The organism is Candidatus Woesebacteria bacterium, from assembly GCA_016700095.1.
Classification (GTDB): Bacteria; Patescibacteriota; Microgenomatia; order UBA8517; family UBA8517.
In genome coordinates this window covers 463,099-476,363 of record CP065002.1, presented here as the reverse complement: position 1 = coordinate 476,363, position 13,265 = coordinate 463,099, and the positions used below count along the sequence as shown (strand labels likewise).

Annotated in this window: 18 protein-coding genes and 2 tRNA genes; 7 read left to right on the top strand and 13 right to left on the bottom strand. The window is 36.5% G+C overall.

Going from position 1 to position 13,265, the window contains the following annotated elements; translation table 11 throughout:
- Positions 1-209 precede the first annotated feature (209 nt).
- Positions 210-281 (top strand) — tRNA-Thr (locus IPM62_02320).
- 203 nt (positions 282-484) lie between these two features.
- On the opposite strand, the gene IPM62_02315 is transcribed toward IPM62_02320, so the two are convergent.
- Positions 485-784, bottom strand: coding sequence for a hypothetical protein (locus tag IPM62_02315; protein QQS39424.1), 300 nt, complete (start codon positions 782-784; stop codon positions 485-487).
- Positions 785-1,016: 232 nt separating this feature from the next.
- Between IPM62_02315 and rpmG the strand changes: the two genes are divergently transcribed.
- The 3 genes from rpmG to IPM62_02300 all read left to right on the top strand — a co-directional run bounded on the left by rpmG (position 1,017) and on the right by IPM62_02300 (position 2,344).
- Positions 1,017-1,190, top strand: a complete 174-nt coding sequence (gene rpmG / locus IPM62_02310; protein QQS39423.1) for a 50S ribosomal protein L33 — start codon at positions 1,017-1,019, stop codon at positions 1,188-1,190.
- 60 nt (positions 1,191-1,250) lie between these two features.
- On the top strand, positions 1,251-1,961 hold the full coding sequence (locus IPM62_02305) for a hypothetical protein (protein ID QQS39422.1): 711 nt from the start codon (positions 1,251-1,253) through the stop codon (positions 1,959-1,961).
- Between the two features lie 309 nt (positions 1,962-2,270).
- Positions 2,271-2,344 (top strand) — tRNA-Trp (locus tag IPM62_02300).
- Positions 2,345-2,497: 153 nt separating this feature from the next.
- On the opposite strand, the gene IPM62_02295 is transcribed toward IPM62_02300, so the two are convergent.
- From IPM62_02295 to IPM62_02285, 3 genes are all read right to left on the bottom strand, one after another.
- Positions 2,498-3,013, bottom strand: a complete 516-nt coding sequence (locus IPM62_02295; protein ID QQS39421.1) for a dihydrofolate reductase family protein — start codon at positions 3,011-3,013, stop codon at positions 2,498-2,500.
- 156 nt (positions 3,014-3,169) lie between these two features.
- Positions 3,170-3,769, bottom strand: coding sequence for an NUDIX domain-containing protein (locus IPM62_02290; GenBank protein QQS39420.1), 600 nt, complete (start codon positions 3,767-3,769; stop codon positions 3,170-3,172).
- A gap of 149 nt (positions 3,770-3,918) precedes the next feature.
- A complete protein-coding gene (locus IPM62_02285; GenBank protein ID QQS39419.1) occupies positions 3,919-4,644 on the bottom strand; it encodes a nucleotidyltransferase domain-containing protein in 726 nt (241 codons plus the stop codon).
- 434 nt (positions 4,645-5,078) lie between these two features.
- On the opposite strand from IPM62_02285, the gene IPM62_02280 reads away from it, so the two are divergent.
- Both IPM62_02280 and IPM62_02275 read left to right on the top strand, forming a co-directional pair.
- Positions 5,079-5,429: a hypothetical protein gene (locus tag IPM62_02280; GenBank protein ID QQS39418.1), complete on the top strand. Its 351-nt coding sequence runs from the start codon at positions 5,079-5,081 to the stop codon at positions 5,427-5,429.
- 156 nt (positions 5,430-5,585) lie between these two features.
- On the top strand, positions 5,586-5,912 hold the full coding sequence (locus tag IPM62_02275) for a hypothetical protein (protein QQS39417.1): 327 nt from the start codon (positions 5,586-5,588) through the stop codon (positions 5,910-5,912).
- A 619-nt stretch (positions 5,913-6,531) separates the two neighbouring features.
- Here the strand turns inward: IPM62_02275 and IPM62_02270 are convergent.
- The 4 genes from IPM62_02270 to IPM62_02255 form a co-directional block, all read right to left on the bottom strand.
- On the bottom strand, positions 6,532-7,350 hold the full coding sequence (locus IPM62_02270) for an EamA family transporter (protein QQS39416.1): 819 nt from the start codon (positions 7,348-7,350) through the stop codon (positions 6,532-6,534).
- Positions 7,351-7,488: 138 nt separating this feature from the next.
- Entirely contained in the window at positions 7,489-7,647 is a 159-nt protein-coding gene (locus tag IPM62_02265) for a hypothetical protein (protein QQS39415.1), read from the bottom strand.
- A gap of 207 nt (positions 7,648-7,854) precedes the next feature.
- Positions 7,855-8,043: a hypothetical protein gene (locus tag IPM62_02260; GenBank protein ID QQS39414.1), complete on the bottom strand. Its 189-nt coding sequence runs from the start codon at positions 8,041-8,043 to the stop codon at positions 7,855-7,857.
- A 22-nt stretch (positions 8,044-8,065) separates the two neighbouring features.
- Positions 8,066-8,284: a hypothetical protein gene (locus IPM62_02255; GenBank protein ID QQS39413.1), complete on the bottom strand. Its 219-nt coding sequence runs from the start codon at positions 8,282-8,284 to the stop codon at positions 8,066-8,068.
- Positions 8,285-8,505: 221 nt separating this feature from the next.
- Here IPM62_02255 and IPM62_02250 point away from each other — a divergent pair, with 221 nt between their 5' ends.
- Positions 8,506-9,138 (top strand): class I SAM-dependent methyltransferase, encoded by a 633-nt coding sequence (locus tag IPM62_02250; GenBank protein ID QQS39412.1) that lies wholly within the window; start codon positions 8,506-8,508, stop codon positions 9,136-9,138.
- Between the two features lie 134 nt (positions 9,139-9,272).
- Here IPM62_02250 and IPM62_02245 read toward each other — a convergent pair whose 3' ends face one another.
- The 5 genes from IPM62_02245 to IPM62_02225 all read right to left on the bottom strand — a co-directional run bounded on the left by IPM62_02245 (position 9,273) and on the right by IPM62_02225 (position 13,138).
- Positions 9,273-10,466, bottom strand: a complete 1,194-nt coding sequence (locus IPM62_02245) for an MFS transporter (GenBank protein ID QQS39411.1) — start codon at positions 10,464-10,466, stop codon at positions 9,273-9,275.
- A gap of 212 nt (positions 10,467-10,678) precedes the next feature.
- On the bottom strand, positions 10,679-11,224 hold the full coding sequence (locus IPM62_02240; GenBank protein QQS39410.1) for a hypothetical protein: 546 nt from the start codon (positions 11,222-11,224) through the stop codon (positions 10,679-10,681).
- Between the two features lie 4 nt (positions 11,225-11,228).
- Entirely contained in the window at positions 11,229-11,798 is a 570-nt protein-coding gene (locus IPM62_02235) for a hypothetical protein (protein QQS39409.1), read from the bottom strand.
- Positions 11,795-12,442: an SGNH/GDSL hydrolase family protein gene (locus IPM62_02230; protein QQS39408.1), complete on the bottom strand. Its 648-nt coding sequence runs from the start codon at positions 12,440-12,442 to the stop codon at positions 11,795-11,797. The genes IPM62_02235 and IPM62_02230 overlap by 4 nt, the downstream gene beginning before the upstream one ends.
- A gap of 96 nt (positions 12,443-12,538) precedes the next feature.
- A complete protein-coding gene (locus IPM62_02225) occupies positions 12,539-13,138 on the bottom strand; it encodes a CYTH domain-containing protein (GenBank protein ID QQS39407.1) in 600 nt (199 codons plus the stop codon).
- Positions 13,139-13,265 lie beyond the last annotated feature (127 nt).

Sequence of the window (13,265 nt, the reverse complement as noted above, 5' to 3'; positions counted from 1 at the left end):
GTTTATTTGATCACAAAAACGGCATCAAATTATAATTTTTAATAATGCATATTACTAATTTACAGGTTCATAGCTCACAGATTATTGCAAAAATTGTCAATGAACAAATGTACTCATTCAAATTCTTCTGAAGAATTTGAAGAGAAAAAAACAAAGGAGCGGTTGTCGTGAAGTTAGCGGTTTGACATAAGCGCAAGTTATTTCGATGTGCCTGGGTAGCTCAGTGGTAGAGCGCATTCTTGGTAAGAATGAGGTCGAGGGTTCAATCCCCTCCTCAGGCTCCTGATTTTAAGCTCACTCGCGCGGCGCATTCTTGCAGCTGTCGCATGATAAATCACAAGAATTAGGTCGAGGGTTCAATCCCCTCCTCAGGCTCCTGATTTTAAGCTCACTCGCGCGGCGCTCAAGAATAGATCAAAAGAGATTCAAGAGATCCTTTTAATACTCAGGCACCTTCCCGCATCTTCTAGAGTATTTTCTTGTTTTACGTACTGCGTTTCCTGCTCAACCAGTGATCATCTTTCGGACCTCTTGGTTTTACCTGACCTGATTCAGCCAACTCGTCCCATTCATCTCTCAGTAAAGCTTTAAATGTATCAGGATTACCCGGGATTGGCAAAGAAGGATTTCTTGGTACAGCTTGTTCGACCTTACCTTTATTTCCCCTTTTATCCTTACCATTATTTCCTTGATGTTTCTTTTTAAATTCTGTTTTAACTTTATCGTTGGGAGGAGTCACTCCCGGAACGCTTGACCACTCCTCTAAAAAATCATCTATAGTCATATATTTATTATTAATTTATAAAAGGACGTATGTCAATTCACGAGTACTTTTATCCAAAACTCACATAACTTATATAAGTAATCACTGGTTGCCAAGTTAAAGCCAGTTTTAGATAAGCTAAGTCTTACCAACAACTTGTATACTTTATACCAACAAAAAGTTGTGCTACAATGCGAAGAACTTACGAAGAAACTTTTTGTTTCCCAAGAAGTCTTTAGCATTTAGAATATCTATGGCAAGAAAATCAAAATCAGAAATAGTCGCTATGATTTGTGCAATTTGTAAATCGCAAAATTACGTTACAACGCGTAACAAGTTAAATATGGAAGAAAAACTTAAATTAAGTAAGTTTTGTAAACTGTGCAAGAAACAAACTGAGCACAAAGAAACCACAAAATTGAAGTAATCTCTCGCTGTTTTTTTACACCTATTCTCCAACTTATACTCTTAGTGGTATCATATTACCATGAAAGTTTTCCGAAGAAATTTATTATTACTTGCTTCAACCGTAGCGTTTATCCTCATTAGTTTATTTGTTATAAGCACGCGAAGAATAAACCAATCTGACGAAATTTGCAGATCCACTCATACCAAGTACTGCCCTCCAAGCGTACCTTCATACGAAGATTGTTTATCTGAAAAGGGTCATACATTCAAAGGTGACCCAAATGATCCTAAAATATGCATCACATCAAATGGATGGGAATATCCAAAACCCTATCCCACCAAAACGATTCCAAAGGTTAATGAATATAGCCTAAAAGATAATCAGTTTATTTCTTCTTATAATCTCACGGATTCGTTGTCATTCACACTTGATATTCCCCCAATATGCGAATTAGTTAACAAGGAGTATTCGGTGAATAAATACCTTTCCTGTACTTTCAGTAACAATATTATTGAGATAAAGCCAACAGAGGGTGGCAGAAGTGGGGATGACACAAACCTCGATTTTTCAGTAAATAATAAGTATAACTACGGCGGATATGAATGGGATAGTACTCTGCATATATTTAAGGATGGACATGCATTCTCAATTTATCAGCTCACACACCCTGTGACAAATGATTATTTTTTAATGAACGTTTACTACTACAAGTACTCCGCAGAAGCCGAAAAATTTGTTAACACCGTATTTCAAACAATGAAATTTGACGGAAAAGTAATAGCACAATAATCTTCTCTGCGATAATTTCACACGTATTGTATAATTGCTTGTAACAACCCAACATTCCAGTATCCCGTAAGTTGTCAATATTTAACCATTGATGATTGTAGTTAATTAGAAGTTAATTTTTTTACTCGGAAGTTGGATGTCAACCTAAAGAAGTTGTTTGTTGGAAGGTTGGTTGTTGTATGTTGTTTGTTGGGGGTTGTTTGTTGTTTGCTGGAAGGTTGGGTGTTGGTTGTTGTTTGTTGTTTGTTGGGGGTTGGTTGTTGTTTGCTGGAAGGTTGGGTGTTGGTTGTTGTTTGTTGTTTGTTATATAGGGGTGTAGTTAAATGGTATAACAGCGGTCTCCAAAACCGCTATTGGGGGTTCGATTCCCTCCACCCCTGCCAAGTAATAATTCCCGGTCGTAGATCTGGAATTTTTGGTTATTAATATTGCAGGGATGAGAAGTTTACCCTGAGCAAGTAAAAGGTGTCGAAGGGATTCCCTCCACCCCTGCCAAGCCTCACTGAACTAATCTCGACTTCCATATCTTTGGGAGATTATTTTATTACTCTATAATGCATTTCAACAATTCCATCGTTGATTCTTTCAACATCGATTAAATCTAAGGTCAGCAGGAAGTCAGAGGGATTAAACACTGGTATGCCTTCTCCTAAAATAGAAGGGTTAACATCAAGGATAACTTCATCAATCAGTCCTTTTTCAGCAAATGCACTGTTCAGGGTGGAACCTCCTGTAATTATTGCTTCTGTAAAGCCATCAGCATTAAGCATTTCTAATGCGTTTTCTGGAGAGTTAACAGATACAAATCCCTCTTTAAGATCGAGATTTGATTGAGAAACAATTACTTTTTTAACTCCATCGAGATCTTTGATGTAATCTCCTTCCCATTTAATAACTGCTTCGTATGTTTTTCTTCCCCACATGAAGCAACCAACTCTCTTTGCTAACCTAACGAACTGTAACCAGTTAGTATGTGAGAGAAAATCTTCACTTCCTGATTTTGAAGCAATAATTCCATTAGCTGAAACTGCCATTGTAAGAATAATTTTCATTGCCGTATGAGAGTATCTTATCAAAAATTAGACAAAGCTTATAGCTGACTACAAAGTTGTGAACTTCTGCCATCTATGGAGATTAAACTGACTAATTTTGCACCAAATTGTTCGAAGTTTAGTGATTAAAGCGCACCACATTTAGCTTACCACCAATTATTCATCATCAAATAAATAAGGATCTTTTTCAAAGCCATAATTTCCGCTAATTATTCCCACTCTTCGCAACGATGCTAATCCGCGATATGTTTCTTGGAAATGATAAGGCTTGTCATTTAGTACGTTTGGCTTAAACGCTAACTCTACAGGAACCAATGCTAAGAACGATATTTCTTGTTTATCTACACTAGCTGGAGGTTCAAATATTATTGTTCCACCATCTAAAACCTGAGGCTCCTTAGTGTCTAGTTGACTAATGTCTATCTCTACACCATACATTAAGTGGCCGGATTTAGCATCAGGGTGCTCCCAGCTCCAAGTTAAATATCGTAGATCATCAGTCTGTACTATTATTCCTGTTTCTTCTCGCAACTCTCTAACACCCGCTTCTTGAGGTGTATTATCGCTCTTAATTACTTTTCCCGCTGGGACACCCCAGGGATTACCCGGTTTATCTGCCTGTTGCACAGTAAGAAAATAAGCCGGAACCCCCTCTTTATAAACTATTACCCATACGGCTACTGAAGACAATTCAAAGGTTACACTCTCAACACCAAAATGAAGCAACGGACATGGCGGCTCTATTTCTACCCTCATGATGGCGAATTATAGCATCCCTTGTGATGCTACATGCGAAAAATCGACAATGATTATATGAGATTAGGGTGTTCAATTTTTAATATAGGTACCCTGGGAACAAGGAAGTCTCATATTTTCTAACTTTACGCGAATTTAATTCTCACCAATTAATTAGAAGGATATGTACCAAATTTTTCTCTTGCTTTCTCGATAGACAGCGGAAAAAGTTCATTTGATGTGCGATCAACTTCTCCTAACCTTGCATTCTCATCAAACTGTACACCAAATACTATACGATCACGCCAAATTTCATCACCCAATTCCCCAAGCGCAGCTAATCTGTCTAACACAATGCACCGGTACTTCTCCAAATCACTACCTCCAATTTGCAGATGAAATAAATAATGTATATCAGACCTGGATCTTTCGACAACACTTGATATTCCACCATCCGCTTTCTTTGCATCTATTTGTTGCTGATAGTTAATGAGATTGTCCATTTCATTATTTATTCGCGCTTCAGATATCAAGCGTAATTTGATACCTTGTTTAGCTTCTGCGCTGGGCAATAACTTTGAGGCTTTATTCCTAAAGACATCCCCGATCTGTCCATTCACCTGTTCCCAATTTTGGTCTCCTCGCGTGTCTGAAAACAATGCGTCCGGTTTGTCACTTAGTCCAGCTTTATTTACATCTACAAAAACAACAGCGTCAATATCACTTATATCGGTCGCCTTACCAATTATTTGCGAACCAAAAACTGTTGCAGCAATTATTTCAGGATGCTTGGTTTGTGTTTCGGTTAATAATTTTCTGAATTTACGCAGCTTTACTTTGCTGGTTTCATTTATTTGAAATCTATGTGTTTCAAGATATGGGCTTTCTTCATCCATGCTTATATTTTACCAATAACTATAATGGTACAACAGATGAATTTCATCTTAATTTTATTGTGTATACCATGTATGACAATTAATACTTTGTTAACAAATACCCACTTACCGTTAATTTGAAAAGGGTACCTGATCAATTATTTTGACCATTTCAGATATAGAACTGTAATAATTGCTTGAAAAAGTAAGTATCGAAAAAAATAATTACAGAACGGATTTTCCCAAGGCAATCTCATCATTTGCGGCCTTAAGAGTGCCATAAGTTTCATAATATTTCGTATCTCAATCAGTTATGGCTATTTAAAAACCCATAAAGGACAAATTCTGCCAAAGAGAAATCCTTCATAGTAAAAATAAGAAATCTTTCTCTTTTAGCTTTCTGATAACCATTTACCTTCTTAAATAACCTATTATTATTTTGTTATTATTAACTAATGAAAAAAAATAATACACCACCAACACCCAAATGTGCGGGAGTTTCTCGCAATACTATAAAGAATTTTTCCAATACTTCCCTTCGTCTGCGGTTTTCGCGAAGATTAAATAAAGTTATTTTTATAGGCAGTTTGGGATTATTTATATACCTTGCCACGGGAATACTATTGGAAGTATTTGTAATTAGAACAGCTTATTATTGTCCATTTAAATACGGAGGTACCACGAATTGCGGACATTTCGGGAGTGAATACTTTATTTCCTGGCTGTTTGACAAATTTTGGTGGCCTATCGAGTTACTAATATTTGTTATGTTCTCACAACCCGGGATCGAATTACCCTTGTGGTAGGCACACAAAACCTATTCAGCACTTTTATTTGTGTCACATTTGCACAAAAAAATTTGGACGGTGACAAACTTTTTAGGTTAGCACAATAAACCTTTTCTAATCACTGATACAGTTTGAATTCTTGAAAATAGCAGGAAATAATAATATATTCTACTTATGTTAACAAAGACAGATCTTAATCAGATAGCAAAGATTGTTCAAGAACAAACGACTAAGATTGTACAAACGGAAACTCCCAAAATTGTTCAGGCGGAAACGAGAAAGATTGTGCATGACGAAACTACAAAGATTGTTCAAGTGGAAACTGGAAAAATTGTCCATAAAGAGATCATTGATTTGGAAAAGAGACTAAACCAAAGAATAGATAAGTTAGACAGAAAGCTCGATAAAGCAATTAATTTCTTAGACAGAGAGTTCATTCGACTACTCGAAAGAGTTGAAAGAATCGAAAATCATCTACAACTTGAACCCATTTCACACTAAGAATATTTTTTGCAAAGGATACCAACTTCTACAAACAAACGGTAGTAAATAATATTTAATTATTTACGTAAAAATTGACCTTCGTGATTGCATGTATTTTTATATCATTAATAGTTATTTGGCAAATCACATTAAGAATTGGCTTACTTCCATGAAGTAACCTACTGTAATGGAATGTTGGGACTAGACTACAATTTTGCTATAGATGGCATGACAAGTACCTACCTTCTTCATCCATATTTTTATTTTACCAATAGTTTGTTTATATTTATTTATATATTCTAAATTTTAACAATAACAAACGGTATGCTTTTAATAACGGTATAGTTGTACTTATTACCGACACACTTGACGAAGCCTCCAGTCCACGCGCATATCCAGGTATTAAGACGATTGATCCAAACAATGAGGCGAAATTACAACACACATATTAATTCGGCAGGTTTTGAGTGTGATAAATTTTATGTTCTTTTCTCGTCGGACTCTCAAACCACAGTAACACTAGTAAGGCACGAAATAATTGACGCAACAGGTAATACCAATCTACCAAAAAATCAAAATTTCCAATCTTTAATTCGTAATGAAATCTAACAAGAAGTTCATGAACCCCCACCCTACACTATCTCCCGATCATAAACATACCAAAAATTAGTACAGCCGATGCAATTAGTTTTCTTTGCATTCCTTTGTATTCTTTGAGGATTACAATCCCAAAAATTGGAACCAATACTGACGTTGATAGTGTCATCGGGAACATTCGCGACACTTCCCCTCCTTTTAGATAAGCGCTAAACAACGCCCAAAAAGCAAAGGAATACAATAAGCCGTTTGTCAACACTCCCTTCCAGTATGCCTTCAAAAGAAAGGTCCCCTTAACCGCTCTAATTGTCCTTTTGTGATAAAAAGTAAGCATAAATAATCCGGTCAAACCAAAGGATATGGCGACATAGCTTAGTGAATTACCGTAGCCACTTAGAAGTTTGTCCCATACTGCACCTTGGGCGTAGAAAATTGTAGAAAATAGAATTATTTTCTCGTATTTGCCGAACCGAAGAATTGACGGTCCCCAGAAAAGTATTGTGTTGGCAATTAGGATGAACAAAACTCCTACTATTTTCGACCAACCAAAGCTCTCATTTATAATCAAAACACCAAGTATTAGACTCCAGATCGCGCCTGTCGAACTTAATATTGTTTCCTCAGACAAATCAACTCTTTTCAGTCCTGTGTAATAACAAGTCACAGCCAGAGTATATGTACCAATCATCAAAACAATCATCAAGATTGATTTCGAATCGAAAGTGAAACTCCAACCAGTCACTAATGCAAGAACTAGACAAATTATTCCTGTAATAAGTTGCACGGATGAACCAAAGACAAGCTCGTCAATACCATTTATCGACAAACTTTTTTTGTTTATAAGTGCAGCTATGACCATGAAGCATAGGTAAACCAATGTAAGCCAAAACCATTCCATATTATTTATGATAACAGACTTTTGAAACTAAACCTTTTTTAATTTCCCAATACTGTCTTGTCTCATGTTTCTTGGATACTTCAAACATAAGACGCGCAACTAGTTCTGGCGCATCAGCGACTTAGCGTCTTTGGGAAAGCATTTAATATATTCCTCAGTAGCCGTATCTGACGGCGAAACACAATTCACCCTTATCTCATTATCTTTCGACTCTTCTGCTAACCCCACCGTCAAATCCTCAATCGCTCTTTTTGACACAAAATAAAGCAACCAGCCTTTTGCCCCATTTTCAAAAGTTCCCGGAGATATTTTCAGAAGTAAAAAATCAACTTCGAAGATACACTTGAAAGGTTAAGATCAGTGTTGGGGAATGATAGCTCTGAAAATCAAGCTATTCCAAGTGAAGCTCCAAATGAAAATAACTATGAATAAGAAATTCCTGAAGTCTTTGAATGTCAATAAGGTCTATTTTAATTTAGCATGTTCTTGTCTTAAACTCTGACCAATATTATCCAAAGACTGAAACTCTATAATATCAGCCTTGTTGAGAGATCGCGATAATGCACGCATTCGAGCCTCCAAAGCCTTAATCATATAATCAAGTTGCTCTTTTCGGTCTAGTCCAGCCTCAACCGCTGCCTTTTCTGCTTTCAAATGATTGTTTGCTACCCCGTTTTCAATAGTCCAAAAAAACTGCCCTTTCTATCGGAGGCATATCCTCAAACTTTTCGAATCCCCTACCTATGGCAAAGCCTGTCTGTGACTCTCTTAATTGTTCGCCAGAAATTGTTACCACCGGTTCTGGAGTTTGTACAACTTCTGCAACTCGCTCTCTTTCTCTTGTAGTGATTTCTCCTTGTCTTGCCGATTCTGGATGAAACATTCCTTCGCTCATAAACACACAATTATACTTTATAATAAGCCAAAATACCGATTTCACTATCGAATTGCATATACAGGTTGGGACCGAAAAACTGCGAGTCGCTGAAGATCAAACTGACTAATTTTTCCGTTCGAAGGTCGCTTGTTAATGCCTGCACAGGCCCTGACATAGTTCACCACTTCCGCGCTACCAATCAATCATCCAAATTCCTTAACCTCTGTTATAATTCAAATGTGAGTAATCAACAACACCATTGGGACACGTTACACAAAAAAGGTAATATTGATCACTATTCAGATAAGCCGACTGACTTTGCCCGGGAAATAATAAAATTTATTGATCCAAATTCGAAAATATTGGAATTAGGATGTGGAGCCGGCAATGACTCCGTCGCATTGGCGAATGCCGGCCACAGTGTTATTGCTACGGATTTTTCCGGTGTTGCAATTGCGAAAAACACCGAAAGATTTAGAAACGTACCCAATTTAATTTTTACGGTGGCAGACATGAATAAGCGGATTTTTTTCTCCGATATGTTTGATGTTGTTTACGCCCGCTTATCACTCCATTACTTTACTGACAAAGTTACTCGCAGGATTATTGATGATATACATAAATTATTAAAACCTAACGGCTATCTTTGCTTCATCTGTAAATCTACACGTGATCCGCTATACGGTATCGGCACTGAGATAGAAAAAGATATGTTCGAGCACCGCGGACACGTACGGCACTTTTTCAGCGAAAGTTATGCTGGGTCACTTGTGAGTAATAATTTTAGAATAGAGAAAATTGAAAGTGGAGAAGAAGTATTTTACGGTGATAAATCAGCTTTTGTAAAAGTAATAGCTAGAGCCAAAAAGTAATTGTATTGCAAATTGTAGATTAAATTATTGTTACACTTATCCAAGATCCAAAAACTTCTTAGATTAAATATTCCGAAGAATTGCTGCAAACCCGGTTAGTTTTCTTAAAGAAACTTGTTACCAACTTACTTTTATTACATTGGCGTGACAACTTCCTTTACGGGTTTTAATTTTTTAATTCCATAAATGCACGTTAATAACAAAATCCCAGTTGCAATAAAGTATGGTGATCTCATACCTATTTGGCTGTAAAAAAATGTTCCAAGCAACGGACCAAATAATCGCGCAACACCGCCGACCGATTGATTCATTCCGGCAATATTTCCCTGTTCATTGTCGGGTGTTAATTTCGATATATATCCCGCGATTACCGGCCCTGAAACTCCGTTTGCTATAGCAAGAATTGTAATTGCAATAACAAGCATAATTAGATTGGTACTTAGGGCAATCAGGGCAAGCGAGACTGCAAGTGAAGCAATCGCGATAGTGACTATTCTGTGTTCGGGTAATAATTTCAAAATTCGCTTTAGCAAAAATACCTGGACAATTATTCCGATAAAGCCAAGGTACGCAAAAATAAACCCATTCGTCTGTGCAGTCAAACTAAGGCTATGCTCGGTAAATAAGGCAAACGTACCCTGCATGAGAGAAAATGCAAACATAGTCATAAAAGAAATGCTGAGCATCAATCCCACTTCGGGATGAGTCAAGGCATCATAGAAATCTTTAACACTAAATATTGGCCGTCTTTTTCCCTTAACTTTTATAGAATTCGCATCCCGTTTGAGTGATTCCGGTAAAAAGAAATATGTAAGTAAAGTTGCCCCAAGTGCAACTATCCCTGCTACAAAAGCAGGGACTGCATATCCATATACCGATAACAAGCCGCCTAATGCAGGCCCTATTATAAAACCCAAACTAAAAGCTGCCATCATTATTCCCATTCCCTGGGTTCTATTTTCTTTGGTAGTTATGTCGGCAATGTAAGCCTGAGCCGTTGAAATATTTCCACCTGTTGCTCCATCAATTATGCGCGACAGAAATAAAAGCGGAATTGAATTTGCGATACCCAGTAAACCAAAGGATACTGCGGTTCCGAAAATCGAGAATAACAAAACCGGTCGTCTGCCAAATTTATCCGACAGCTCCCCCAAAATCGGTGCCGAAATTATCTGGAAAAAAGAATAAGAGGCAAATATTAGCCCGATAGTCAAAGGGCCGGCGCCGAAACTTTCAACATAATAAGGAAGGAGAGGCAAAATAATTCCAAAGCCAAGTAGGTTTACAAAAATAATCAAAAAAATAATCCAGATTCTTTTGTCTTTCATGATGATATCGTACTTTAATAATCACTAATGGTCGTAGAAAAAACTTGCTGCGTAGTGAGTTTAGACTAACTTAATAAGTGATGTCTAGCGGATAAATACTATTTTACTTGATTATCTGTAGCTTTGTTGTAAAAATCACATACCGGAATCGATGAATAAGTTTGGTATATCTTTATTTACATATTACACAGGTCATTCCCGAACACACCAAATCACAACTTGGTATGTTCTGATAATTTAACTCTCACCAATTCAGACATCTTTTCAGTGCTCACATACCCAAGAGCGTCGCTATCCGGATCATAAAGCTCGATCATATCCAAATCAGGTCTATCAAAGACTCTTGCCCCTTTTACTTTTTTTCCTTTCAACATTTCTGTCTTTAGTTTATTGTATTTTTCTGGCTGCAAATAAAAATCCACATCTCCCACTTGTGAACGATACGGATCAGGCCTTCTAATATAAAGATAGGTGTAAATAGTTTCCGGAACATCTCCCTTTTGAGGTATGGTAATCGGTTTATGTAATCTGAAATACTTCTGATTATAATTATCTGATTTTTCGGTAAGTCTTTCACGAATTTTGATCAAGCGTTCAAACTCATCATCGTAATGACAAAATATCCCAATGTTTCCTGCATTTGGTAAATATCTTCCAAAAGATTGCTTGCTAAGTTTATAACACTCAAAATGAGTATGCTTAATGGCGTCTAAGAGCTCTTTCTCGTTTTTTATGGGACTAAATCTATATAGTTTCATAATCTTAGTTTTGATATGCTTTTAACAAATTTACTATCGCTTCGTATTGTGGTTTAAGTTCCTTCCTGCAAATACCCAAACTTAATGCATTCCATTTTTCTTCTGCCTTTTCAATAAAAAGTTTAACTAAATCCTCCAGTGGCATATCTCTCAGATTTTTTATGCTTCCGATAACCCCTTTTACTGAAGCGAATTTGTAACAATCTGCATTACAACATATCTCTGCTTCCAGTGAGTAAAATTTTTTTACTCCGTGATGTTGTAAAACACAATGTAAGATGTTTTCTTTTTCGGTATCGGTAATTTCACTACTCACAGACAAGAATTCATCTGCCAACTTCCTACTCATTTCAATATGGTCTTTCAGCCTTCCTTCTTTGTAAGCCTGTCCCAACTTGCTATCCATCAATAATGTTCCTAATAGCACTATTTTCTTATCAGCACCTAACTTATTGGCTAACCATTGCCCTTTTTCATTTGTGTAATCTACTTGAAATTTTGAAGGAGCACCATACTTCTCTATATCTTCATATACAATTTTTTCAACTTTTTTTATTAAAGTTTTCGTAATCATAATTCTGCCTCTAAGATTAAACCGTAAAAATAATCAGCAATTTTCTTATGATCTTCGGGTTCAAGGTGGTAACCGTCTTTTTTACTTGGCGAAACCAGTTTTGCAATATCAATAAATTCACAGTTGTATTTTTTCGCAATAACTTCATAAAGCGAGCCCAAATGCTTTGATTTTTCACCTGCACCCAAATATTTTTCTTTTACTCCTTCAACTTCCTCATCAACTAATGGAGGTGAAACAACAACAATCTTTGGCATTATGGTTTCTTCCTCCTCTATAAATTCTTTTACTGACAACAAGAGGTTTTCTACTCCTTTGGTAATTCGCTCGGGAGTTCTATTAAATCTTTCCTTCATATCATTTGTCCCAAGCATAAGAATTATTAAATCAATCGGGTGGTGGGTTTCCAAACAAGGTCTGAAGTAAGTTAAGCCGTTTTTACCGATATGCTTTGGGTCATCTATATCAGTAGCTCTACTGTTAAGGCCTTCTTCAATAATTTCAAAATCATTTCCTAATTTTTCTTGAAGTAAACTTGTCCATCTGACACCAACTGGATACCTTTTCCCTGAAGCTGGAATATAACCCCAAGTGTTACTATCCCCAAAACACAAAATTCTTGTGGCATTTGGTAGTATATTCATATCAATCTGAAGTTATTTTACCAGAATTTAGATTGGTGTGGATGGAGATTCGGAAATGGAAATTCTTTAATAAATATTGTGTTTAATGATTTATCTTTATCTTTTATTTTTTTCTAACCACTTCACATAAGGGTTTGGTTCATTGAATACTATTCGTGGAATTTCGTTGTTTAAATTACTCTCCGGAATATGATATTTTCTACTTGTCAGAAAATGTGTAGAGCCAAATATCGCCTTTGACCAATCGAAGCCTAATTCTTCACTAATTCTTCTAACTTCGGCTTCCGATTTTCCTTCAATTTCAACAAACGGTTCAAGATACGGCCATTCGTCAAGTGTAATTTCCACACCATCGAGAATCCACAATTCCCGTTTATTTTCCTGATAAGATTTTTCGTCGCAACCGATGGTTGTTAGCAAAGTACGTGCGTTTTCAAAATTATCTATTTGTAATGCAATCTCTTTTTGGTCTTGAATTTTGTCACCACTAACGATTTTCAAACTCATTGTGAATTTGTCACCTTCATCACGCACCCTAACCCAAGCACCTTCCAATTCATGTCCTGTCGGTAAATTAAAGGTGACTCTTTTCTGGAGAAATTCCGGTTTAACCAATTGTGCACCACTTACTGCCAACCGACTTCGTATTTCATTTTTATTTATATCGGAAAATTTCGCTTCCCATTCGATATCCATATGGCAATATTATATTGCTTAATAGACTATCGGCAAAGACGCACTTGAACTTCTTACTTTGAAACCGACTTCGATGTAGTTACACACTAAGCGAGCAAACAATTATAATTATATTCTTCCAAGCAGT

What these genes read in the sequence shown, in the direction of transcription:
- IPM62_02315 (QQS39424.1), bottom strand. Translation starts at nt 784, where the DNA reads ATGACTATAGATGATTTTTTAGAGGAGTGGTCAAGCGTTCCGGGAGTG.
- rpmG (QQS39423.1), top strand. Translation starts at nt 1,017, where the DNA reads ATGGCAAGAAAATCAAAATCAGAAATAGTCGCTATGATTTGTGCAATT.
- IPM62_02305 (QQS39422.1), top strand. Translation starts at nt 1,251, where the DNA reads ATGAAAGTTTTCCGAAGAAATTTATTATTACTTGCTTCAACCGTAGCG.
- IPM62_02295 (QQS39421.1), bottom strand. Translation starts at nt 3,013, where the DNA reads ATGAAAATTATTCTTACAATGGCAGTTTCAGCTAATGGAATTATTGCT.
- IPM62_02290 (QQS39420.1), bottom strand. Translation starts at nt 3,769, where the DNA reads ATGAGGGTAGAAATAGAGCCGCCATGTCCGTTGCTTCATTTTGGTGTT.
- IPM62_02285 (QQS39419.1), bottom strand. Translation starts at nt 4,644, where the DNA reads ATGGATGAAGAAAGCCCATATCTTGAAACACATAGATTTCAAATAAAT.
- IPM62_02280 (QQS39418.1), top strand. Translation starts at nt 5,079, where the DNA reads ATGAAAAAAAATAATACACCACCAACACCCAAATGTGCGGGAGTTTCT.
- IPM62_02275 (QQS39417.1), top strand. Translation starts at nt 5,586, where the DNA reads ATGTTAACAAAGACAGATCTTAATCAGATAGCAAAGATTGTTCAAGAA.
- IPM62_02270 (QQS39416.1), bottom strand. Translation starts at nt 7,350, where the DNA reads ATGGTCATAGCTGCACTTATAAACAAAAAAAGTTTGTCGATAAATGGT.
- IPM62_02255 (QQS39413.1), bottom strand. Translation starts at nt 8,284, where the DNA reads ATGAGCGAAGGAATGTTTCATCCAGAATCGGCAAGACAAGGAGAAATC.
- IPM62_02245 (QQS39411.1), bottom strand. Translation starts at nt 10,466, where the DNA reads ATGAAAGACAAAAGAATCTGGATTATTTTTTTGATTATTTTTGTAAAC.
- IPM62_02240 (QQS39410.1), bottom strand. Translation starts at nt 11,224, where the DNA reads ATGAAACTATATAGATTTAGTCCCATAAAAAACGAGAAAGAGCTCTTA.
- IPM62_02235 (QQS39409.1), bottom strand. Translation starts at nt 11,798, where the DNA reads ATGATTACGAAAACTTTAATAAAAAAAGTTGAAAAAATTGTATATGAA.
- IPM62_02230 (QQS39408.1), bottom strand. Translation starts at nt 12,442, where the DNA reads ATGAATATACTACCAAATGCCACAAGAATTTTGTGTTTTGGGGATAGT.
- IPM62_02225 (QQS39407.1), bottom strand. Translation starts at nt 13,138, where the DNA reads ATGGATATCGAATGGGAAGCGAAATTTTCCGATATAAATAAAAATGAA.